At 58.0% G+C, this 22,877-nt stretch carries 19 protein-coding genes; 6 read left to right on the forward strand and 13 right to left on the reverse strand.

The annotated features are described in order from the left end of the window. Positions 1–125: 125 nt before the first annotated feature. Positions 126–437: a hypothetical protein gene (locus NHAM_RS19695; RefSeq protein ID WP_157043697.1), complete on the forward strand. Its 312-nt coding sequence runs from the start codon at positions 126–128 to the stop codon at positions 435–437. Here NHAM_RS19695 and NHAM_RS19700 read toward each other — a convergent pair. Next, positions 412–3,099 carry an AAA family ATPase gene (locus NHAM_RS19700; RefSeq protein ID WP_011512176.1) on the reverse strand — a complete coding sequence of 896 codons (2,688 nt, stop codon included), beginning with the start codon at positions 3,097–3,099 and terminating at the stop codon, positions 412–414. The two genes, NHAM_RS19695 and NHAM_RS19700, sit on opposite strands and share 26 nt — an antisense overlap. A gap of 139 nt (positions 3,100–3,238) precedes the next feature. Between NHAM_RS19700 and NHAM_RS19705 the strand changes: the two genes are divergently transcribed. The 4 genes from NHAM_RS19705 (at position 3,239) to NHAM_RS19720 (ending at position 8,421) form a co-directional block, all read left to right on the forward strand. Further along, the gene (locus NHAM_RS19705) at positions 3,239–3,610 is read left to right on the forward strand and encodes a type II toxin-antitoxin system RelE/ParE family toxin (RefSeq protein WP_011512177.1); all 372 of its coding nucleotides are present in this window, start codon (positions 3,239–3,241) and stop codon (positions 3,608–3,610) included. Continuing rightward, positions 3,610–3,948: a helix-turn-helix domain-containing protein gene (locus NHAM_RS19710; RefSeq protein WP_011512178.1), complete on the forward strand. Its 339-nt coding sequence runs from the start codon at positions 3,610–3,612 to the stop codon at positions 3,946–3,948. Before NHAM_RS19705 ends, NHAM_RS19710 begins: the two co-directional genes overlap by 1 nt. Positions 3,949–3,970: 22 nt before the next feature. Further along, entirely contained in the window at positions 3,971–5,284 is a 1,314-nt protein-coding gene (locus NHAM_RS19715) for a DUF2130 domain-containing protein (RefSeq protein ID WP_011512179.1), read from the forward strand. 200 nt (positions 5,285–5,484) lie between these two features. Further along, complete coding sequence (locus tag NHAM_RS19720; RefSeq protein ID WP_011512180.1) at positions 5,485–8,421, forward strand: DNA methyltransferase; 2,937 nt, start codon at positions 5,485–5,487, stop codon at positions 8,419–8,421. Positions 8,422–8,458: 37 nt separating this feature from the next. On the opposite strand, the gene NHAM_RS19725 is transcribed toward NHAM_RS19720, so the two are convergent. The 3 genes from NHAM_RS19725 to NHAM_RS27685 all read right to left on the reverse strand — a co-directional run bounded on the left by NHAM_RS19725 (position 8,459) and on the right by NHAM_RS27685 (position 9,950). Further along, positions 8,459–8,683: a WGR domain-containing protein gene (locus tag NHAM_RS19725; RefSeq protein ID WP_011512181.1), complete on the reverse strand. Its 225-nt coding sequence runs from the start codon at positions 8,681–8,683 to the stop codon at positions 8,459–8,461. Next, positions 8,680–9,255, reverse strand: a complete 576-nt coding sequence (locus tag NHAM_RS19730) for a recombinase family protein (protein WP_011512182.1) — start codon at positions 9,253–9,255, stop codon at positions 8,680–8,682. Before NHAM_RS19730 ends, NHAM_RS19725 begins: the two co-directional genes overlap by 4 nt. Before the next feature lie 533 nt (positions 9,256–9,788). Next, positions 9,789–9,950, reverse strand: a complete 162-nt coding sequence (locus tag NHAM_RS27685; protein ID WP_198136963.1) for a hypothetical protein — start codon at positions 9,948–9,950, stop codon at positions 9,789–9,791. Between the two features lie 424 nt (positions 9,951–10,374). Here NHAM_RS27685 and NHAM_RS19735 point away from each other — a divergent pair, with 424 nt between their 5' ends. Beyond that, the gene (locus NHAM_RS19735) at positions 10,375–10,638 is read left to right on the forward strand and encodes a hypothetical protein (RefSeq protein WP_011512183.1); all 264 of its coding nucleotides are present in this window, start codon (positions 10,375–10,377) and stop codon (positions 10,636–10,638) included. A 238-nt stretch (positions 10,639–10,876) separates the two neighbouring features. Here NHAM_RS19735 and NHAM_RS24185 read toward each other — a convergent pair whose 3' ends face one another. From NHAM_RS24185 to NHAM_RS19780, 9 genes are all read right to left on the reverse strand, one after another. Further along, complete coding sequence (locus NHAM_RS24185; protein WP_157043699.1) at positions 10,877–11,890, reverse strand: hypothetical protein; 1,014 nt, start codon at positions 11,888–11,890, stop codon at positions 10,877–10,879. A 299-nt stretch (positions 11,891–12,189) separates the two neighbouring features. Next, the gene (locus NHAM_RS19745) at positions 12,190–14,535 is read right to left on the reverse strand and encodes a tail fiber domain-containing protein (RefSeq protein ID WP_011512185.1); all 2,346 of its coding nucleotides are present in this window, start codon (positions 14,533–14,535) and stop codon (positions 12,190–12,192) included. After that, positions 14,535–15,104, reverse strand: a complete 570-nt coding sequence (locus tag NHAM_RS19750) for a hypothetical protein (protein ID WP_011512186.1) — start codon at positions 15,102–15,104, stop codon at positions 14,535–14,537. The genes NHAM_RS19745 and NHAM_RS19750 overlap by 1 nt, the downstream gene beginning before the upstream one ends. A 315-nt stretch (positions 15,105–15,419) precedes the next feature. After that, positions 15,420–16,367 carry a non-homologous end-joining DNA ligase gene (ligD, locus tag NHAM_RS19755; RefSeq protein ID WP_011512187.1) on the reverse strand — a complete coding sequence of 316 codons (948 nt, stop codon included), beginning with the start codon at positions 16,365–16,367 and terminating at the stop codon, positions 15,420–15,422. Between the two features lie 341 nt (positions 16,368–16,708). Continuing rightward, positions 16,709–17,068, reverse strand: coding sequence for a PRC-barrel domain-containing protein (locus NHAM_RS19760; RefSeq protein WP_011512188.1), 360 nt, complete (start codon positions 17,066–17,068; stop codon positions 16,709–16,711). A gap of 207 nt (positions 17,069–17,275) precedes the next feature. Beyond that, positions 17,276–17,491 (reverse strand): XRE family transcriptional regulator, encoded by a 216-nt coding sequence (locus tag NHAM_RS19765; RefSeq protein ID WP_245269951.1) that lies wholly within the window; start codon positions 17,489–17,491, stop codon positions 17,276–17,278. 633 nt (positions 17,492–18,124) lie between these two features. Further along, positions 18,125–18,661, reverse strand: coding sequence for a DUF488 domain-containing protein (locus NHAM_RS19770; protein ID WP_011512190.1), 537 nt, complete (start codon positions 18,659–18,661; stop codon positions 18,125–18,127). A 106-nt stretch (positions 18,662–18,767) separates the two neighbouring features. After that, entirely contained in the window at positions 18,768–20,153 is a 1,386-nt protein-coding gene (locus NHAM_RS19775) for a tail fiber domain-containing protein (RefSeq protein ID WP_011512191.1), read from the reverse strand. Beyond that, positions 20,153–20,386 carry a hypothetical protein gene (locus NHAM_RS19780; protein ID WP_041358436.1) on the reverse strand — a complete coding sequence of 78 codons (234 nt, stop codon included), beginning with the start codon at positions 20,384–20,386 and terminating at the stop codon, positions 20,153–20,155. Before NHAM_RS19780 ends, NHAM_RS19775 begins: the two co-directional genes overlap by 1 nt. Positions 20,387–22,877 lie beyond the last annotated feature (2,491 nt).

The following is a 22,877-nucleotide window of genomic DNA, read 5'->3' on the forward strand; positions in this document are numbered from 1 at the left end:
CTCCTCCTGCTCCACAATGCTTCCATCACGCATACCGTTTCATTCGTTCCGCATGCCTTCCGGCGTGACGGAAGGCTATGGAGTCAAAACAATGTATGTCCTTAGAAAGGGATATGGACAGCGAAATGTTCGCGCTGCTGCTCGTGGAGAAAATTACCCTGGTGGGACCGATCAAGTTTCTCGATCAGAAGGGGATATTGAGCCAAGGCCTGATCATCGAGTTTCTCGAAAACGTGGCGGCCACCAGCGAGGCCGCAAAGGATGAGCTATCGCCGCTCATCGCCGATGGCATTGAGACCATGATCGCCTCGATCAGAGCCGCCAAGACCAAGACCAAGCGCCTTATGCGCCATACCCACACCGTTGCGAGACGTGTAAGCGCAATTTCAGCAAAAGCGCGTGGCGGTCCAACTAGCCAAGGATGTCGGCGGCCATAGGACCCTGTTCATAGAGCTGCCCTTCTTTTTCAAGTGCCTTCCGTCGGACGTTTGCGGCTGTAACGAAGGAGTTTAGCTTCCCAAGATCGGCCTCGATCTCCGTGAATTTAGGAAGATCGGCCGGCACGCCCGCTGATTGGTCGTGGCCAGAGAACTTGGAGCATCGCGTCATTCCGGCGTACACTGCCTCGTAGTCCGCTTTGTCGACGTGGGCGGCCCTCAGTTTCAGGGTGGCGACATTTGGCCGGAAACGACAAACAACCCCAGCGAAGAGAATCTCTTCGACCGCATGCTCCCAGGTTTCGCGCATTTTGGTGTACGCATCCGTCACAAACGAGCGCTCGGCTTCGTTGACTTCCGAATACGTTATTTTCTTCTTTTGAAGCAGCTCGCCAATAATGGCCAGCCGTTTGGTGACCCCCATGGAAATCCACGGTTGCTGGTTGTTGTCGATGATGCCGAATCGCCCATCACCGTGCTTGGCAATCCATTCCTGCCGCAGAGGGACCTTCAAATCTTGGGCGGCCTCAAGTACGGCGTAGTGAAAGAATAGATTGTGCGTGAAGATAATGACTTGCCGCCCGGCGGCAGCCTCCTTCACCAGGCGCTTCGCAACCGCCTCCATCCGGGCATGATCCAGCGATGAGACCGGATCGTCGACCACAATGCCGTGCCTGGCGCCCACCTCCTTCAGTTCGGCGAGGAAGCCTGCCAAGGCGAGCGCCCGCTTCTCTCCTTCGCTCAGGATGTCGCTGTTTTTGCCGACCTTTTGTTGGGCCTCCAGGCCGATATGGACCTTGCTTTTACCGACCTCCCCTCGATCGGCAAGCTTCAGCGGGAGATGCTGAAGGTCGAGGGCGGTAATCTCGTCTTCCAGGCTGGTTTGGAGGGAAGCCGTCAGAACCTTCCTTCTTATCCGCGTGATATGGGACGTGATGCCGGCGACGGAACAGGCCGTGATGCATCCCTTAGTCTTTAAAAGCAGATCAAGCGAATGCCGCCGCGCCACGAACGTCTCGATATCGGCCGAGAATTTCTTCCGCGCCTCCAGTTCGTCGAACTCTTGCTGGCGCTTCAGCCGCTTGGCGGTCTGGTCCACCGTTGGTTTCAGCCCCTTGATCTCCGTCGCAAGGACCGTCACTTCGGCCAGCAGCTCGTCGACCATTGACCGGTCGAGATCGACGAGATTGTCGAGACTTGCGTAATCGAGCGCCTTGATGGCTGCGATAATCAGAGCGTGACGTTCCTGGCTTGCCGCGTAAAACTGCTCAATCCTGTCTGCCAGTGCCTGGCGCGAGGCCGACCCCTCCACGAAATTGACCAGCTTGGCCTTGATTTCCTGGCTGGTGGAGACCTTCAGGTCGAGAATCGCTCGCGCGACTTCTGTAAAATGGTTCTTCGCGGTCTCAGCATCCGCATTGGCACGGCCTTCGATGTACTCGTCAAAAGCAGTCAACCGCGTGCGCGCCTGGGCGTCGAGCGGCTGATGACAGAGCACACATGTGTCGGCCGTCGCCAGCTGCGGCGGTTCAAGAGCCGGGTATGCTTCGGCCGCAAAGTCCCGCGCGTACATCAACATCTGGCGCCAGGTCTCACTGCCGAGTTGCGGAACCGCGGCATCCGCAGCCAAAGCGGAAGCGGCTGCCTTGGCCGCTTCGCGAGTTGCCGCGGCCTTCTCTTGGGCCTCCTTTAGCTTCGCGAGACCGGCATTGCCGATCAGGCCGAAAATCGCGTTTGCATCGGCAACCAATGCCTCGACTGTCGATTTGGTCGCCTCCTTCACCTTCATTAGAAGGACCGGGTCTCTGCTCAGCTCCAACTTGAGCGCCTGCAAATCGGCCTCGTCCGATTCGGTCCAGGTTGCTAATGCCCGCATGGCTTGTTCGGTCGGGAGATGCTGGTCCGCTTTTAAATTGGCGAGCAGCGCCGAAATTTTGCTGCGCTTCTCGTACCCGAGCGGCAGAGGCGCTTGGTGTGCTTTGTTCAGCCGTGCTTCTTCGGCCTTGAAGCGGCCATCCAGGATGCGCAAGACCTCCGCGAGATTGGTCAGCAGGGCAAGCTCGAACGGGAGAAACTCAATATTACGCTCGGCGTCTACATAGAGCCCGGCCGCGTCGCTATCGAAGACGGAGATTCTGCCCAATTCAGGTGGCGGAGCGCTTCGATCATCCCAAACGACGGTGCGCTTTTCGTCGCCATCGACGCGGAAGGTCAGGATGACTTCCCGCGGATCCGATGACGCTGCCTCGAACACATTGCCCCGTAGGGTTATGTCATGCAGACAATGACAAACTTTCTTGGCGATGCGGCAGTAACCGCTCTTGCCGGAACCGTTCGGGCCATAGATGAGCGTCACGCCGTTGATTGCAAACCTGAGGGGCGGCTGTTCCGCAGCCAACCGATCGATATTCTGCAGCGGGCCGATGGCCCCGAGAACGGTGACCGGCGCAAATCGGTTGCCGGTCTTCAAATGGGTTTTGGTAAGCGGTGGCCAGTCCGGTGGCTTCGCGGCGATTATCCCTGCTTCGGCCTTAACGACTTCTTCGAGTTGGTCGAGTTCTTCAGGCTCTAAGCTCGGCTTGGCGATCAGGAGTCGTATGGCTTCCCGTTGCCAGGGTGGGCGCCCAGCGCACCAATCAAACAAATCACTGTCGTTCGCCATAGGCGTTCCAAGGCCAATTGCACGTCGAGCAATGTAAAATCATTGATTGCAGCAATGGAAGGCGCACCGCTTCGGTTGTCAAGCCGCGGTTCGTAGGGAGCCGTTGACAACGCCTCTATAGGTATATTACTATAACGCTGTGAATGATCTACTGCGCGCGATCAAAGCCACAGTTTTCGTGGGCTCAAGCAAGAAGGACCTACGGGCTTTTCCTGCGGCCGTCCGAAGCGAGATCGGCCAGTCCCTTTTTGAAGCGCAGCTCGGCGAGCATCCGCGTAACGCGAAGCCTCTGAAGGGCTTTGGTGGGGTTCTGGAGATTCGCGACAACTTTGATGGCGACACCTACCGCGCGGTCTATACAACGCGTTTTGAAGGCGTCCTATACGTCCTGCACGCTTTTCAAAAGAAATCGACGAGCGGGATCGCTACGCCGCAGCGACACATTGACTTGGTCCGGCAGCGCTTAAGCGACGCCGAGACCATCCACAAGGCAACGAAGGGAGACCGATAATGAGCACGAAGAAGAAGCTGCCCGCCCATACCAAGGGCTCGGGCAATATTTTCGCTGATCTCGGCCTGCCAAACGCCGAGGAGCATCATCTGAAAGCCGCCTTGGTGCTTCAGCTCAAACGGCTGATGGCCGAACGGGAGATCACCCAAACCGAAGCCGCCAAACTGGTCGACATGAAGCAACCCGACCTATCCAAACTGCTCCGGGGGCATTTCAAGCTGGTTTCGGTGGAAAAGCTGCTCCGCATGCTTACGGCGTTCGACCAAGATGTTGAAATAACGGTAAAGCCACATCGGAAGCGGGGCGAGGCTGGCCGAATCACGCTTATCCCGGCCTAGCCGTAGCTCGAAAGGAGGGTTCATGACATTCAATGCGACCGCAGTTAGTAGCGCTCATGAACCAACCCTTCACTGCCCCAATTGCAATCATCAGATTCGGCTGACGGAATCTCTCGCGGCGCCCATCCTTGCCGAGACACGCCAACGCTTCCAGGAGCAACTGGCCAATAAAGACGCCGAGGTCGCACGCAAGACCGAAGCGCTGCAACAGGAGCGCGAACAGCTTCAAAAGGATCGCGAGCTGATCGAAGACCAGGTTGCGAGACGCTTGGCGGCCGAGCGCAGCCAGCTTGTCGCGGTGGAGGCTAAGAAAGCGCGCGACGCTGCCGCAACTGAATTGCAGGCGCGGACAGCAGAAGCCGCGGAGCTTCGGCAGCTTCTTGAAGCCAACAATGCCAAGCTGGCCGAGGCGCAACAGGTTCAGGCCGAACTTATCCGCAAGCAACGGGCACTCGACGAAGAGAAGCGCGAGCTTGATCTGACTGTCGAAAAACGCGTCCAGGCTTCGGTTGAACAGATTCAAACCAAGGCGAAGCAGGAAGCTGACGAAGCCGCGCGATTGCGCGTCGCGGAAAAAGATCAGACGATCGAATCGATGGCCCGCACTATCGAGGAACTGAAGCGTAAGGCCGAACAAGGCTCTCAGCAATCGCAGGGCGAGGTCCTCGAAGTGGAGCTTGAGGAGTTGCTGCGGGGACGTTTTCCAACCGATTCGATAGAGCCCGTCGGCAAGGGCGAGCTTGGCGCCGATGTAATGCAGCAGGTCAATGGCTCCATCGGCCAGCCGGCAGGAATTATCCTTTGGGAATCCAAGCGCACGAAGGCCTGGAGCGAGGGTTGGCTTGGCAAGCTCCGGGACGATCAGCGCCGCTGTGGAGCCGACGTTGCCCTCATCGTATCGCAGACGCTTCCGAAATACGTCGAGCATTTCGACTTGATTGACGGCGTGTGGGTCACACACCCCCGGTGCGCCCTGCCCGTCGCGGTGGCTCTTCGTCAGGCGCTTATCGATGTCACCGGGTCGCGCCTAGTGCAGCAAGGCCAGCGAACCAAGATGGAGCAGGTCTACGACTACCTGACGGGAACGAAATTCAGGCAGCGCGTGGAAGCCGTCGTCGAGAAATTCAACGACATGCGTGACGATCTCGACAAAGAGCGTAAGTTTATGGGCCGGCAGTGGGCCAAGCGAGAAACACAGATATTGGCCGTTATCGACTCGACGGTTGGTATGGTTGGAGACCTTCAGGCCATCGCCGGCAAGGCTATGCCGGAGATTGCAAGTTTGGACGTGCCGTTGCTGGAGAACGGCGTTGAACCTGAGCGAAAGGCCGGATGAGCACCGCGACCACGCCGAGCCGGCGTCCAACGGACACCATTTGCGAACCCCTCCCGGCGCCGCCTGACGGCCATGAGTACGCCGGCGTAAGCATCCCCGCGCGCCATTGGCTGAATGTTAAGCAGGGAGCTGTGACTCAACCTTGAGTCTATCAGCGACTCTCCGGTATCTTACCCCGTAAACGGGCGGGGCAAACTTTCGTGAGCGAACGGGTCGAGCAGATCGAGGCATTTGTTGCCTATGCGAAAACGTTAAAGGGTGACGAGAAGGGCGAAGCACAGGTGTTCTGTGATCGCCTTTTCCAAGCTTTTGGCCACGAAGGTTATAAGGAAGCCGGCGCGGAACTGGAGAGTCGGGTGAAGAAGGCGTCCGGAAAGGGCGTCAACTTCGCAGACTTGATCTGGAAACCCCGGGTTCTGATCGAAATGAAGAAAAGCAGCGAAAAGCTGCATCTTCATTACCAGCAAGCCTTCGATTACTGGCTGAACGCGGTCCCTAACCGCCCGCGATATGTGGTGCTCTGCAATTTCAAAGAGTTCTGGATTTACGACTTTGATAAGCAATTAAACGAGCCAGTAGACGTCGTCCGGCTTCAAGACCTGCCCGCCCGGTACACGGCGCTAAACTTTCTTTTTCCAGACAATCCAGACCCGCTGTTTGGCAACGATCGCGAAGAGGTCTCGCGTGTAGCGGCCTCAAAGGTCGCGCAGTTATTTCGGTCGATGGTCGCTCGCGGCATTCCGCGAGAGCAGGCACAACGATTTGTACTGCAGGCCGTGGTGGCGATGTTTGCTGAAGATATCGACATGATGCCGGCCGGGACGACCCTGCGGCTAGTGCAGGACTGCCTGGAGCACGGCCAAAATTCGTACGACGTGTTCGGTGGCCTGTTTCTCCAAATGAACAATAAGGCGGCGGCGCAGGGCGGCCGCTACAAGGGAGTTCCTTATTTTAACGGCGGGCTATTTGCGACGGTCCAGCCGATCGAATTGACTACGGACGAGCTAGAGTTGCTCGGCAAGAAGGATGAAGGTGCTGCTTGGCAAAACTGGGCCAAGATCAACCCTGCCATCTTCGGCACCATTTTCCAACAGAGCATGGACAAGGGGGAGCGGCATGCGTTCGGCGCGCACTTCACCCATGAGGCCGACATTCAGCGGATTGTCGGGCCCACGATTGTGCGTCCCTGGCGCGAACGCATCGATGCAGCGAAGACCATGGCGGAGCTGCTGGAGATTCGCAAAGCGCTTCTCAATTTCCGCGTCCTCGATCCCGCCTGCGGAAGCGGCAATTTTCTGTACGTGGCCTACAGAGAGATGGTGCGTCTCGAAATCAAGCTCATGGCCAGACTGGACAAGGAGTTTAGCTGGAAGACCGTACAAAAGCAGGCTCAGGCCACATCGCTCATCAGCCCTCGCCAGTTTTTTGGTGTCGAGCGGGATTCGTTCGGCGTCGAGTTGACCAAGGTCACCCTAATGCTGGCAAAAAAGCTGGCCCTAGACGAGGCCGCCGATGTTTTGGAGCGCGACCAGATTGAGTTGCCATTGGCGGAGGATGAGGCGCTCCCACTGGACAACCTCGATGGCAACATTCTTTGCCGCGATGCGCTCCTATCGGACTGGCCCGAAGTAGACACCATTATCGGAAATCCCCCGTACCAAAGCAAAAACAAGGCACAGCAAGAGTTCGGGCGTGCCTATCTGAACAAGATTCGATCGGTTTTCCCGGAGATTGACGGAAGGGCCGATTATTGCGTCTACTGGTTTAGAAAAGCGCACGACCAGCTGAAGCAAGGCCAAAGAGCTGGTCTCGTCGGCACCAATACGATCCGGCAAAACTATTCCCGAATCAGCGGGCTGGATTACATAGCCAAGCACAACGGTACGATTACGGAAGCGGTCTCTACCATGCCGTGGTCGGGCGACGCGGTCGTGCACGTTTCCATCGTCAACTGGGTGAAAGGCGAGGATGACGGCAAGAAACGCCTGTACATTCAGTCAGGCAATGATCCGGCCGGCGGCTGGGATTACAAGGACCTCGACGAAATCAACACCTCGCTTTCGTTTTCAACGGATGTGAGCCAGGCGCAACGCATCAATGCGAACGCTGAAAAGGGCGGTTGCTATCAGGGCCAGACACACGGGCATAAGGGTTTTCTCCCGGAACCGGCCGAAGCGAAGGCGATGATCAAGGCCAGCAAGGCAAACGCTAAGGTCCTCTTCCCATTTTTGATCGCCGACGATTTCTTGGGTGCGGTAGACAAACTCGAATGCAGATACGTCATCGATTTCCAAACCCGCGACCTCCTCCAGGCCAAGGCGTTCAAAAGACCGTTTGAGCATCTTGAAAAGACGGTCCTTCCTACCCGAAAGGAAGCTGCAAAGAAGGAAAAGGATCGAAACAAGGAAGCTTTGGACGCCGACCCGGAAGCCAAGGTCAACAAGCACCACGAAAACTTTCTAAAGCGCTGGTGGCTGATGTCTTACGCGCGCGAGGACCTGATGCAGACGTTGGCTCCTTTGAGCCGCTACATCGTTTGCGCACGCGTTACGCACAGGCCAATCTTTGAATTCGTCTCGACAGCCATTCATCCGAATGACGCACTGAGCGTTTTCGCCTTGGAGGATGATTACTCCTTTGGAATCCTTCAATCGGGCATCCATTGGGAGTGGTTTATCAATCGATGCTCGACCCTCAAGGCTGACTTTCGCTACACTTCGGATACTGTCTTTGATAGTTTTCCGTGGCCCCAGGAACCCAGTGCCGATGCGGTGCGCCTGGTCGCGAAGCGAGCTGTCGAGGTTAGGCAACTTCGGTCTAAGCTGAAGGTCAAACATCACCTGTCGCTAAGGGAGTTGTATCGAGCAATCGAAGGTCCTGGAGAACACGCTCTCAAGAAAGCCCACAAGCTTCTGGACGAGGCCGTGCGCGGAGCTTACGGCATGTCTAAGAAGGCGGATGTATTAGAAACATTACTGGAACTGAACGAGACCGTAGTAGCTGCGGAGGCCGACGGAAAACAAGTCGTCGGCCCTGGAATCCCGCCTTCGGCCTCGAAGCTAAAGAACCTCGTCACTACTGATAAGCTGACGATCTCGCCGACGAGTTGGGCCAATAATGCTCCTGTAAAAACGTGAAATCGTAAACACGATTTTCCGGCCCTATCTGTTCGTGCTACCGGTAGCCTCGCTTCAGCTTCCGAGCCCAATTCGATGCCATCGCCACATCGGCCAAGCCGCGCGTGCGGTGAATTTCAATCCGGACGGTTCCTGCGCGCCCAATGCGGCCCCATTCCCGCACAAATGACCATTCGCCAAACAGCGTCGGCTGAACGTCCAGCTTATAGAACCGCGCCATATTGCGGTGGTCATTGACGCGGGTGAGCATGATTGCGGTCATGCGATTTCCTCCTCTTCTGGCTTATGGCGCTGCAGGGTGCGCGACACAGTCGACGCGTGGCACCCCAGCAGCGTTGCGATTTCGCGCAGACCTCTACCTTCGCGCTGCAAATCTATCGCGTGCGTGATTTGCTCCTGGTTGAGCTTGTATTTGGGCCCAAATTTGCGGCCCAACGTCTTGGCGCGGTCTCTGCCATCCTTGGTCCGCGCCAGGATGAAGGCGCGTTCAAGCTGGGCAACGGCTGCAAGGATGGTGAGCATCGCCGAAGCCTGTGGCGTGTCGGTGTTGGCCCAGGGCTCGGCGAGGGACCGAAAGGTTGCCTTCTTCTTCTCGATCTGGTGCACGATGTTGAGGAGGTCACGCGACGATCGCGCCAGGCGGTCGATGCGGGTGACGATCAGCACGTCTCCCGGGTCGAGCGCGGCGATCGCACGGGCGAGCTGTGGTCGGACTGCCAGCACCCCACTTATTTTTTCACTGAAGACCTTGACGGCACCCGCGGACTTTAGGGCGTCGACTTGCCCGGCATGATCCTGCTCGGAGGTCGACACGCGGGCATAGCCGTATTTCACTGCCTGGAACTTGCAACAGACTCACGCAACGGTCAAAGGCCCAAGCCCGTTCTCATGTCTACCCCTGTTGCATATATTTTGACTTATGCAACGGCGCCGAGATTTGCTCCTGATTTACGAGCAGGCCAAGTTATTGTTGGGTAATGGCCCGGCCAACTGCTCAGAATTCTTGAATTATGCACGCCTGTCATTCGGTCGACGACCCGCGCACGCGCTTAACCTGGCTCCGCCGGGGCCCAGCGCTTTGCAGGCCAGTGGTGGCGGCAACCATCCTGGGCGCAAGGTGACGACGGTATCAGGGGACGCTACCAATGCCGAATGACGAGCACCGTTTAACCGTGAGAATCTTTCGCCTTATCGAAGGCGAAGCCGAAGGACCGCTGGCAATCGCGGTTTTTCCTCGTCATTATACTCGCCGCTATTGGCGCCGGTGTATGGGGATTTCGGCCGTGAACCTAAGACCTGTTCAGTGGCAGCGGCGGGTTTAGTGACGCACGGCTCGCAGAGAAGCCAGACCGGAAGTCGAATAAGGACTAGCTTTGGGTCGGGTTTTTCGCCTCCGCCTTCGCCTTTTCTTCGGCAAGCAAAGTCCGTAGCATGGAGTGCCGATCCTCATCACGTGACGGATTACCTTCGCTCTCCGCAATGAGTTTGCCGTACAGCTTGATGTTTTCGTCGTGCACGTAAGATTGCATCTTGACCTCCTATAAAGGTCTGCGCGTTGGTGCAGCACTAGTAGCCGCCTTTACCGGACGCTACGCAAGCGGTTCCACCAAAAAAGATGGGGCAGCGTTGCTGTCGGATCAGCCTCTTGATCATCCCCCCAACGTGCGGCCTCACGTTGCGGCTCGCAACGCGCTCCGAGCCATCGTTATGCTTTTCAATCCGCTTGGCTCACCTTTCGCTCACGTTCCACCAAGGCAGAGCAAGCGGGTCAGCCGCCGCCGCACATCATCGACTTCGCGACCGGCCACAAGCGTCCCGGTGAGACTCTGGGCCGATGTTCGCAAGGGCCATCCGTTCATGAGAGCGTGTGTGTAGAGGCCGTGGTCATAAATAAATAAATGATTCGCTATTCCCCGACATAGGGCGCAGACTTTCCAAATCACCGAGTGGCTCTTGGCTTTCATCGGTGATGAGACCGCCTTTTGCGCTCTCGCCCTACTCAAACAGCGGGGCATTGCCATGCAGCAGCGTCATTCCATTTATGGGAAAACCTTTCAAGATCGGCTGATCGAGGAGGCGCGCCGCCTTAGAGAGGAGGCCACGAAAATCCCTGATGGCATGGCTCGCAATCTCCTTTTGCAGCAAGCCTTCCAGGCAGAAACCGCTGTGAATGTGGACCTGTGGCTATCGTCCTCCGGATTGCAGCCGCCGAAATGACCGATCACAAATCCAAGGCCCCGATAATACTGCATGCGGCCGATGCGCTTCGGCGGGCACGTGCGCTTCCCGTTGGCGCAGCGAGGAACGACCTTCGCCAGTTAGCGAGAGGATTGCGAGACCTTCATAGTGCAGACGAGCACGACAGACAGTAAGCATCGTGATGGCGACGCGAATGTGCGCGCGGTGTAGCTGTTCTCCCGGGCGCGCGGATACGGAGCTGGAAGTCCGGCCGCCCCTAAATAACAGCCTCCGAAACGTAAAAGTACCCGTTGCCGCAGCCATAGGGAGAGGACGTTACGCTGTAGTATGACCCCGGCGGCACAAAAAACGTGAGTTGCGACCCCTTTCCCATCTCAATGTTATTGTCATTCGAATACGTCACCCAGTTTCCATTCACATATCCATTCAGATTGGAAGGGTTGGCGTAGTTGCCGCCGCAGGATGAGTTGAGTCCCCCCGACGCCATCACCATCATGCCACGGCCGCTGGAGTTGGTTCTGCTCATAGAGCCTCTGTAACCCGAAGATATAAGCGTATAGTAACCGGCCGAAGGCAAACTGGTGGTGCAACTCCCGTTCAGGCACAGCCGGGCATCGCCCTTGTCGTTGCCGATATAAACGCTACCCGCGCCACTGCCGTAGCCATAAGATTCGACACCCCAAGTACCGGCGCCGTTACTGATACCGACCACGCCATAAGTGCCAGTAAAATAACCAGCCCAGCCATTTGTTGCGTTGCCGAGTACCCCGTAAGCGGCCCCGTAAGCGCGCACGCCGCTGTTGCCGCCGTAAAATGAACCACCGATGCCGCCGCTGTCGGCGGTGGCGTTACCTATCACGCCATAACCGTTGCCGGTGGCATTGCCGTATACCCCGTAAATCCCGGCTTGGCCGTAAACCCCACCGTAGTTGGAAGGCCCGTAGAACAGCCCGCCCCAGTTGTTGGAAGCTGAGTTGGTGCTGTACACCCGGCCGTTGGCCAGGTTGACGTTGCTGGTGCTCGCCATGTTCAAATCGTAATCGCCCACGCCCACGCAGCCGTTAGAATCCTTCTTGGGGTCAGCCGGGGCGTAGAACTTACGCTGCGCCTCGCATGCCTCCATCTTGTCGAGCCTGGATTGTAACGCAGCGATGCTGGTATCAACCTTGCTGTTGATGACGCCCACGGTTGCCTGCGTGGCCTGGCTGCCGGTGGTGGCGGCTTCCAGAGCCAAGGCCGAGCCGCTGGCCAATGCCAGCGCCAGTGTCATCGAAAATATCTTGCGCATGACTGATTATAGGCACGGGCACCGGTTGCTGCTGACACCATCCGCCAAATTGCCTAACCGCCGATGCATCGGCACCACGCCGCACGCTGTTAGCGCCATCCCGCTTGTGCATGTCCTGCCAGCGTTTATCATCACGGACACCTCGCGGTGTAGATATCGCTATTACCGAAGGGGCCGCCAGTTACCGCTCCGAGTCTCGCGTGCGAGAACCCTGCACGGCTCCGGGCGCAGCCTAAAGCCCGGTCGAAGGCCACGCCAACGTCGTCCTACGTGGAAGCCGCCTAGCGTTTCGCGGCCCTCAACTCGTTGAGCTGACGCTGGAGAGATTCAATCGCGGCGTGGTCGGTGTCCCTCACCGTGCGCAGCTCTGCTCGCAAATTGTCGTTGTCGGCTTTGAGCTCCTGCACGGCCTTGATGAGCACCGGCACCAGCGTGCTGTAGGCAATACTCATGGTATGCGAGGGGTCGTTAGCGACACTCACCGCCTCGGGCACCAGGGGCTGCACCTCTTGCGCAATCAGGCCCAACTGACGGTTATGCAATTGCGGGCTGGTCGGGCTTATCCAGTCAAACGTGACCGGGCGCAGCTTCTCAATCGCTGCCAACCCGTAATCGGCGGGATGGATATTCTTCTTAAATCGGCGGTCGGAAAGCGCATTGTAGGCGCCTACCCCGGCAACCGAACCATTGACGTGCAGCATATACGAGGGGGCTGTTGTCCCAATCCCCACGTTGCCGTTTGTATCAATGCGCATGGCCTCACCCGGCCCTTGGTAAAAACTCAATGGAAACGCCGCATTCCCAGTTGTGATGGATTGAATGAAATTGACGCTGCCGTTAGTGCCAAGCTGAACCCGGGAACCTGCAGTAGTGCCAATGCTAGCCCCGCCGTTAACATCCAAAGTTTTTGCTGGTGCCGTCGTCCCAATCCCCACGTTGCCAGAAGGGTCAATAACCATCGAGGGCAGAAATGAAGCGCGCCGGAAGACAACACTTCCGTCAAAGTTGTCGATAAAAAGACTGTTATCAGTCCACTTATATATGGCCGCACCAAGCGAGCCGCTGTTGTAGCCCGTTGTACTGTTAAAACCCAGCGCCTTTGCGTTTCCTAACGTTAGCGGAGTGCTCGGCGCAGTTGTCCCAATCCCCACGTTGCCGCTCGACACAATAGTCATGGCCAGCTTGCCACCGGCGGCGATTTTCACGCTGCCCGCGCTGCTGGCCGACACGCTCGACGTGCTACTGACGATGTAGTTGCCGCCGGCGCCCGCAAACGACGTAATCGCACGTGGCGTATAGTGGCTAAGCGTAACACTGATGTTGGTGCTGCTGATCGTGTTCGCGCCTAGCACCGGAATGAAGCTCGCAAGGCTGCTCAGGTAACCCCAGTTGGTCGCGCCCGTGGTCAGGCTGATGTAGCCGGTACTGGAAATCGCCAGCATGCTGAGCGTGCCGCTCACGATGCGGTCGCCGCTGGCCCCGCCGGTAAAGAGAACGCCGTTGATGGTGCTGAGCGAAATGTTGGTGGTGGAAATGTTCGGCGCCGACAGAAGCCCGCCAGCGTAGGTGAACTTGCCCGTATCGGCCGCCAAGGCGCCACCGCTGGCATATTGGACATCATCGGTGCTGCCCGCCGGTGTGGCCGTGCCGCCGCTGCCGCCACCTTGGGGCGCGAGTAGAACTCCGTCAAAATACGTGTAGTGATTACCAGTCGCTCCGCCAGCTAGAGTGGTTCCGCCCCCGTTATAGACATACCCTTCCAGGTAATCGGTCGTTCCATTCATATCAATGATGGCCGTGGCCTGGGGAGCTGTGGTGCCAGTGTAGGCAAACGATGCATATGCTGAACTGCTATTTTTATAAATCAAGGCATTACATTGCGTCGTCGCATCGGCGCAGTAGGTGGAGAGAGTGATGAGGTATTTTCCGGGCACGGTCGGTGTGAAACGGTTGGTAGATGTATTGAAGTTGTTATTTGTATCGAACACTTCCTGGTCGAACTGAATCTTTGTCTCCACGTAGGAAGCAACCGTTTGATTGGCGCTCCGCTTCACCATGAAACTTACTGGTGAGGTGGCACTCGGCCCCATGCTGGTCCAGGCGCTGCCGTTGCAGTATTCCATGGTGGAAGAGATGGCGCTGTAGCGCATGGTGCCGGAAATGGTGGTGCCGCAGGTGAGGCTGTTGCTCCCCACCTGGATAGCCGTGGTGGCGGAGAGCGTCGTCGTCTTAAGATTCGGCAGGTAGTTCACGCCGCTGCTCAAATAGCCCCAGTTGGTCGCGCCCGTGGTCAGGCTGATGTAGCCGGTATTGGAAATCGCCAGCATGCTCAGCGTGCCGCTCACAATCCGGTCGCCGCTGGCCGACAGGTTCAGCAGCCCGCTGCCGTCGCCGATAAACTTGTTGGCCGTCACCGTGCCGCTGACGCCCAGGTCGCCCGCCGTGGTCACGCTCGGCGCGTAGGCCGGGCAACCGATGTCGCCGCGGGACGCCTCGCCCAGGCACAACCGGCTGCCGCTCACACCCATGGTGGCCGATACCGTCGCCACCTTGCCCCAGTCCTGCGCATGAGCTGCGCTGGCAATAACACTGAAGGCTAATACGAATACAAGGGCCAGAGGGCGCATTACGGCCTGCACATCTGCACCATCTTGGTGGTCGGATTGATGCGCAGGCTATAGGCGTGGGCCGCGTCGCAGGTTTCGCTGCCGGTGTTGTTGAGCGCCAGCGTGCCGCTGACACTCACCATGCCCGTCGATTGCTGTGCAATCGCGCTGACGCTGCCGCTTACAATCCGGTCGCCAGCGCCGACGCCGGTCAGGTGGCTGCCGTCGCCGTAGAATGCTCCAGCGGTCACATTGCCGCCGGCACTCATGTTGGTGGCCGAAACGTTGGTGACGGTCAGCAAGCCGCTTGAATAGGTCAGGCCGCTGTCGCCTGCAAAGCCGCCGCTGCCGTTGTTGTACTGTACCTGGCCCCCCGAACCGCCGGGCACGTTGGTGGTGCCGCCGATCGTCACGCTGACGCCACCGGCCATCGAAATCCAGTTGCTGCCGTCGCAGTACACCATCACGCTCTGTGTGCTGTCGAAGGATTGATCCCCGGCATTCGCGGCGGGGCTGCTGCACGCCGCCCAGGCATCCACGGCAATGCTGGCCATAAGGCCAAGCATTCCTGCGAGCACAAGCGAGCGCATGGGCAAACCCTAGCGCCAGGTAATTGGAATGTCTTGGTGGGCGCCTAATGCAGCGTCAGGTGTGTGACCGTCTTGTGTCTCGGCTTAAGCCGCATTTCGGCTTAAAGCGATGCAGGCCCCTCGCCACGCCGGCACGGCCGGGTCAAGGCCGCGTAGCGCCCGAAGGGCTCGGCCTTGAGGCGGTTGGGACGGTGTGGCGTTGCTGTTAAAGGCTCAAAACTCGATCGGCCGACAACGCGCCGCATATCTGAGCCAACCACCCGTGGTGTCGTAAAGAAACGGTCCGGTCGGATTCCGCGCCTGATCCTAACCGCTTCAGCTCTTGCTCTGCCTCGTCAGCCCCTTGAACGAGCTGGCGCGCAGCAGGCCCTCGGAGGTGATGTCACGGTACTCAACCTCTGCCGTGAAAACAGGTTCAACCCACGTCGCCTTGGGTTTCCTGAGCGGTTTGCTCAGCTTGCTTTTCGGGCTCACGACCTGGTCGAGGGCCTTCCTGATGCTGCTTGATGTCGTGCGGCTCCAGCCCGTGCCGACCTTGCCCATGTAAACGAGTTGTTTGCCCTCGCGCCTGCCGAGATACAACGCGGCAATGCCGCTGGGGTCTTTGATGAATCCCACCACGGGAAATTTGCCGCGCTGAACGGTTTTGACCTTGAGCCAGTTGTCGTTGCGGCCGGAGCGATATGGCGCGGCGGCCTTCTTCGAGACTATGCCCTCGTAGTTGAGCTTTGCGGCGTGCTCGAATAATGCCTGGCCGTCCCCTTCCAGATGCTCGCTGTAGAGCGCGGGGGCCTTGAGCGCGTAAGTGTCGAACAGCTCCTTGAGCAGCGCCTTGCGCTCAACCTGCGGCGTGTTGCGTAGGTCTCGGCCATCCAGCCACAGCAGGTCAAAGGCGTAATACAGCAAACGGCTCTGGTCGCCTCTGGCGAGGTCTGCCTGCAGCTCGGAGAAATTCGTGCGGCCTTCATGGACAACCACGACCTCCCCATCCACGATGGCCTGACCGGGGATGTCGAACGCGGCGACAATCTCTGAAAAGCGCTTCGTCCAGTCGAGCCCATTGCGAGTGTAGGCCTTGCCCCTGCCCTGGTCGAGGTGCAGCTGCACGCGGTAGCCGTCGTATTTGATTTCATGGAGATAGCCACTTTGTCGCGGCGCATTTGTGCGCAACGTCGCCAGCTGCGGCTTGATGAATCCCGGCATCGCCGTGGGCCTGGTGCCACCGGTGCGCTGCTTCGCCCGCGATTTTGTACGCTCTACCATCACGCCACGATGAACTGATGCACAGCAACGCGGTAGGCGGACTTTGGTGCCAATTTGTAAGACTCGGCCCGGCCGGATTCCGGCTTAGGGCCATGGCCAGCCTCTTGCCCGCGCAAGGCGCGCGCTCAAGCCCCCGCCGAGGCGAACACTTGAAGCCGTAGGCAGAGCTTGAACGCCAGTAGCCTGCGCGGCTGCCGCGCGATGATGCGGCATATCGATGTTGAGCGCCCTGATGTCCACCGTTCGACATACGAGGATACCGCGATATTATAGAAGGTCAGAATGACAGTGGGTCAGCAAAAACCCGCCGGGATCTCCCGGCGGGTACCAATAATCAGTGCTTAGCCTGGATGTACCACGAACTCGTTATTGCGGGGGTGGAGCGTGGCATATCGAGCGTTCAAGTCAAAGATGGTCTCCATGCCGTGCTTCGGGCGGCCTTTCAACCGGCTCTCACTGATGTCGGAGCTGTACGCGCCAAGATCGGCATCGTATCTCAGCACGTTCCAAGGCACCATGTAGTGAGCGTCGCTGCCAAAGAATCCGCCGATACCCAGTACGGCGTGGGCAATCTCTCCCTTCTTCTCGTCAACCAACACGTGCTTGATTGAACCAATCTTCTTCCCCTTGGCCCCATAGACAGCCTTTCCAGACAGTTTCCTACTAGGGCGCAGGTGCGAAGTTTTTCTCTTCACAGCCATTAGCTTCTCCTTTCCTGGTTAAACGACCCGCGCACGGAACGCGTCCCGCCGAATTGCGGTTCGCGACGCGAGTCAGGGCTTCGGGACAGATTTGAGCGACGCTGGCATGACCCCGCCGCCGATGAGCCCCGCTATCTCTAGCGGGGCTGGGCGACAGTCAGTACATCCGTGATCTGCCGCATCGGTTGGTGAAAGGCGATATACGCATTATGGAACTCGGTCATCCGCGACCAATCCACCTTCGCACTCGAAGCGCGCGATTTCTGCGGCCTCCAGGTTATTGAATTTCAAGCGCACTCCATAACCCGACCCGTTTTCTGGGATGAAAACCGCTCCGAGTTCTTCCAAGGTGTCTTGTATTGCCTGGATTTCGGTGCGCTTCAGCGATCCGGAGACATTCTCGAACCGCTCGATGGCGTCCACGCTGACTTCCGAGCGTCGCGCCAGCATCGGCCTCGAAATCTCAACGAGTGCGCGAGCAGCACGGCACTGTGAACCCGTAATCACGATCAATCTCCTGCTAATATCTCATTGCGGCATACGCGCAGCGTCGGACGTAAAGGTTCTCGAAGGCCATCTGGATCGTAGAGCCAAATGAAGGCCGCCCAAGCCAGAAGCACACCACCAATACTTATCAGCATCATCTGCACACCTCGCGCAATCTTGCGCCGCGCTGGCACTGACCGGTGCTAGCGTAGCGGGTTACGTTTCTGGAAACGGGAGGGTCTGCTCTATGCCTTCGCAAGCGAAGGAGCGGTCACGTCAAACTTGAAAATCTTATTGCTAGAGCATGTCTTCTATCTAAGGACAGGACCGCCGAATTCAACTGAATGCGACAAAGTGTGCAGGTGGTAAAGACGCTTCTGGACTGGCAGGGTTCGCACCGCGCTGACGACAGCTCGAACCTCGCGGTAAACTTAGGACTTCACAATAGGGTCGAACCTTTCCCGCTTACCAAGCCGCGTTGCGTGCGATCTACGCCTACAAACGGCCGAGTGCTGCCCCCTTCTAGGATGCTGGCAGCCTACAGCCAGCTGATCTGTTCTCATTTAGCGGTCATGATTCCAACGGGTAGGTCACCGTTCCGTTTTTCTGAACACGCGCGCCTGCGGTCATTTTTGCCGTCTCCACTTTATCTTTGCCCATCAGATGAAAGACGTTCTCGCCGCGTGCTATGAGGTTGTCCGTAACGAGCCGACGGTGGCACCGCCACCACACCGTCTCGGAGCACATCATCGCGCATCGCTGTTCGCGCCCCAGCGCGATGAGACGATCAAGGCCGTTACTGAATGCGCTGGTAAGAGCATAGTCGGCATAATTGTGAAAACTGCGGTTCTCCCAGAAACCATTGATGTCTGGCTCGATCGCCTTCGCTTTACCGCGCAAGCCGCCCAATTCAGCGATATGTTCGTAGCCGATCTGGAACTCAGCCAAAGCCCTGGGTAACGTGTCGGTATTGAACTGCGGATTTGTCCGCGACCTCGGCACTGAGCGAATGTCAGCGACAATGGTCACCCGGCCTGCCCGCAGCAAATCAACGAACGCCTCTATTGTCCGGGTGGAATGACCGATCGTGTAGAAAGGCAGCGCCATCTCTCATTTGTGCGCCGTCTTTGTCCGCGTGTCACCCTTGAACACCAAGCGGCATACGCGGGCTTTTCGATCGTAAATTTTTGATCCGTTCTGCGGCAAAGGCGGTTTAGCGATGTGTCTGACGCTGCAACGACTCGACGGCAGCGCGGAGGTCGTTCACCTGACGCTGTAGTGAACCATTCGCGCTGCGCAGGTTATCGTTGTCGGCTTTGAGTTCCTTGACGGCCTCTAATGCCAGCGCACCAAGCTTGTCGTATTGAACGCTCCACACACCCTTATCGTTCATTTTTTCAACGGTGCCGCTATCGCTGCCCTTGTTCACCACTTCGGGGAATATTTTGTAAAGCTCCTGGGCAATGACCCCCAGGTCATGCTTGCCACTCTGCTTCCAGTTAAATTGTACGGCCCGGTAGCCATCTAGCCGGTCAAGTACGCGCAGGGTTTCAATATTCTTTTTCAGACGGATATCCGATGAAGCACTCCAACTGGTGGCCCCCTGGCTCAGGTAGACGCCAGACGAACCGTCGCTGCCCAGTATGTAAAAATTATCGTTGTTGCCTTGGTTATACAGCACCCATTTGCGGGCACCGGTTTTGTATATATCAATCCCAGAGTTATAAGCAGCACCCGAGTCGGGATACAAAAAGGCATTGGTCGTGCTACCCAGGTGCAATCCGGTGCCGGCAATATCAAGCTTTGTAGTTGGGCTCGTCGTCCCAATCCCCACGTTGCCGCTGGCATAAAGCGAAGTGACGCTGGTGAGGTTGGACGTGGCGCTGATACCCGGCACGGTCAGCACGCCGTTGCTGTTGAAATAGCCCGCCGTTACCCCTGCATTGGTAATGCTGATGATGCTGGTGGCGCTGTTGGCCACCATGCTGGTGGTGCCACTGGTGATGCGGTCGCCGCTGCCGCTGCCAGAGTTGCCGATGAAGTTGAAAGCCCGGCCGCTGGCGTAAAGTTGCGAGACGCTTTGGCCATTGCAATCCGAGGCATTGGTGTCGCTGGTGCTGGAGGCGCTGTTATACGTCCCATCAGAATTGAATTCCGCATACGTATCGCCTCCGGCGTTACGGATGGGGCGATAGAGGTAGAGACTACTGCCATTGGCAGGCAGCGCTGTAGCCAAGTAAATATAATACGTTCCCGTGGAAAGGAGGCAGCCAATCGCGTCAGGCCAGTTGGTGAGGATGGTGGTGGTGCTCATGACGTTCTGGATGGGCAGGGCCGTCCAGCTGGTGGTGGCGCCGGTGTAGACCAGCACGCTGCCGCTGACTTTGCCGCTGACATCGACATCGGTAAGACTGGCCAGCTTGCTTGCGCCGGTGCCAAGGCCGTAGGTGGCGGACACATATTTGAAATACCCGTAAGTGCCACTGACGATCCCGCCCATGCTGGTGCTGATGATGGACGTTTGATTGAATTGCGCGAAGGCGGCAGCGGGCGCGAGGGTCGCCAGAGCTGCAAGCCCAAGCAGGCGCCTCAAACGCATCAACGGTCGTTGCCTATGTCTTGCAGCACGCCGCGATAAATCAGGTCACCCGACACAATGACGCTCTGGCTGGTCACGCGCAGCACAGACCGACCGTCAATAACAACCCGGACTTCACCCTTTTGCTGGTCGGGGATAATCGCCACTCGCTGCGCGGGCTCTCCGGCCCATGCCGCCAGCGGCAGCAGCAGCGCAATTCCTAAAAAGATACGTCGCACACCCAGTTCTTCCATCGCCGTTGGCCACCCCTGTTGAGGTGGCCGGGTGTTCGTAACCGTCAGAAGAAACGGCGCAGTGCCTTTAGGCTTACGCCCTGGACAGGACACCGCCACCCGGCCCTATGCCGAGCGTCTGTGTGTCCATACACAAACAGCACCTTACTGGCGGTGCCTGCCATCTTCTGCGGGGTTACGAAACCCCACGCTCACTATCCGCCGGTGATTCCGCAGCGGCAACCGTGCTGCTTAAAACGCAGTCACCCCGTGATGTTGTAAAGAAACGGCCCGGCCGGATTCCGGCTTAGGGCCATGGCCAGCCACTTGCCCGCGCCAGGCGCAGCGGCGAAAGAAATATCGGCCAGCAAGCCGCTTGGCCTGACAGCTTTCGATGGATCTAGCCCTGTTTGTACGCGATTTTGGCGCAGAATTGCTCACCTGCCGGGCGTTTCTCGGAAGCGAATAACAGTTCGTTCGATCGCACTCGGAGAAACCATAGCGACTGATTTACAGGAGCGGCGCTCGCTGTCGCGTAGCTACGGATTGTCATTGATGGCTGCGTATCCCAGGTCAGTAACGCTTCGGAAGGGGTCGCCCTAGTTATTTTCCCACTTGTAAACGCGGGTGAGTTTAGGAACGCGGCAGACCACGGCGCATCATCCTCTAGAGGGATCGGAGCGATACATCCATCACTTACAGTTTTAAACGATCCATCTGAAGCAAGCTCGATCAAGCCCGGATACTTGCAATGTGGCGAAGGCGCTCCGCTGAGCTGCAGTAGTGATTGCAGATCGTGCCGAGTTGGCAGCGGTGCGGAGATCAGCGCAGTAGCGAGACTAGACAAGCCTGGCGAATAACCGATATCCGCACGCGTACAATTGCCTCCAATTTTCGAGCATTCTACGTCACAGCGTGCGATCTCATCCCCAGTTGGTTGCGCTACAGGTGAGCTGACACAGGCAGAATCACCCTCAAAGCACGCGCTGATCAAACTATAAGAATATTGATCGACGAGATTATTGACCTTTACGTACTGGCAGCCAAGGCCTTCCGGCGGTCCGTTGTAGTCGATGCCATCGGGGCCCCCTCGAATGGTGCCCTTCGGAAGAGGGATAACCCGGACAGGCTTTTGTGAGATCGAATCCGGGAGCCCTGTATTGAGATGTACAACGCGTACTTGAACGACAGCCAGAATATTGCGGACTTTGTGAAAGTTGTATGCGTTCCAGAATGCGGTCCGGTTTGGTAGATCGCCGGCACCGGCAAACGCACACGCTCCCAATGTGTCCCGCAATATCGAGAAACATTCTTCGGCCGTGCCGCAGTTCCGTGGTGGTGGTGGGGAGTCTTTCTTGCACCCGGACAGGATGACGAGGCCTAAAATCAACGATAGGCTAATGACGTACCTATGATGCAAATTCATGATCGCCACTTTATTTTTAGGAACCGGAAAAACAATCAGACGAGAAATTTAAGAATAGGTCACCTACCATTGTCCGCCAGTTCCAGACAAGGTCAAGTTGAAAATTCCGCGCCGAGGCCGGATTCCGACTTAGGGCCATGGCCGGCCGCTTGCCCGCGCCAGGCGCGCGCTCAAGCCCCCTGCCCTTGTGGTGCCGAGGCGAACACCTGGAGCCGCAGGCAGGGCTTGAACGCCAGCGCGTGAGCGGGCTGCGTGAGGGATTGTCACCCGCATGGGCGGAGATAGCGCAGCAGCTCCGAACGCAGTTTAAAGCCCGTCCTGTGAAGGCACGCCATCAATTCAAAGCGACAGCGCGAACGAAGGCCGAATAGAACGGCTCATCCATAGACACCGGCAACGCGCGCTCGATGGGCATGCACAACGTCAGCACCTTGCCGCGCCGCACGGCGGGCGCAATCGGCTGGCGTGGTCGTGACGGCATGCTGACAGATGCGGGGCGACGATAGCACGCGCTGACAGCGGGGTGCCGGGGCGTCCCCGGCCGCCGGGTGGCGTGGAGGCGTGCGCAACGGCCTCCGCTGGCTGCTGGAAGGCGTGAGCCCTAAGCAGCCATGGGAAGGGTGCGGAAGGCCCCCTGCCCGCTGCTGGCGCACGCCAGCAACAGCGCAGAAAGCGCCCTCACTACGAGCGGAGCGCAGGTAGTGAGGACGCGTGCCGCAGGGGCACCCCGAGAGATTGTCGGACAGATTTCCAGCAGAGATGCCTGCGCATTATGCACACCGTGCCGGATAGGCACGGTCTCTGCACGGAATGAGTGCCGGCGAGTGCCAGAAGCATTCTGCCAGGCCGTACGACCCACTGAAACATGCCCGGCCGTCAGGCCACGACCTTTTCAATGGAGATCAACATGTCGACCAAACGTAAGCGAGCTGGGCGCTATCCAGCGATCCCGCCGCCAGTGCAACCCCACGGGCAATGCCGGCAGCGAATCCGATATGAGGAGAGTAATGACAAGGAAACGCTATAGATTCGGCAATGCCGAGGCACAGCATGGAAGGAGCTGGCCACATTCCTGGTAGCGAACCA

The sequence above is a fragment of the Nitrobacter hamburgensis X14 genome (assembly GCF_000013885.1).
In the GTDB taxonomy this organism is placed as follows: domain Bacteria; phylum Pseudomonadota; class Alphaproteobacteria; order Rhizobiales; family Xanthobacteraceae; genus Nitrobacter; species Nitrobacter hamburgensis.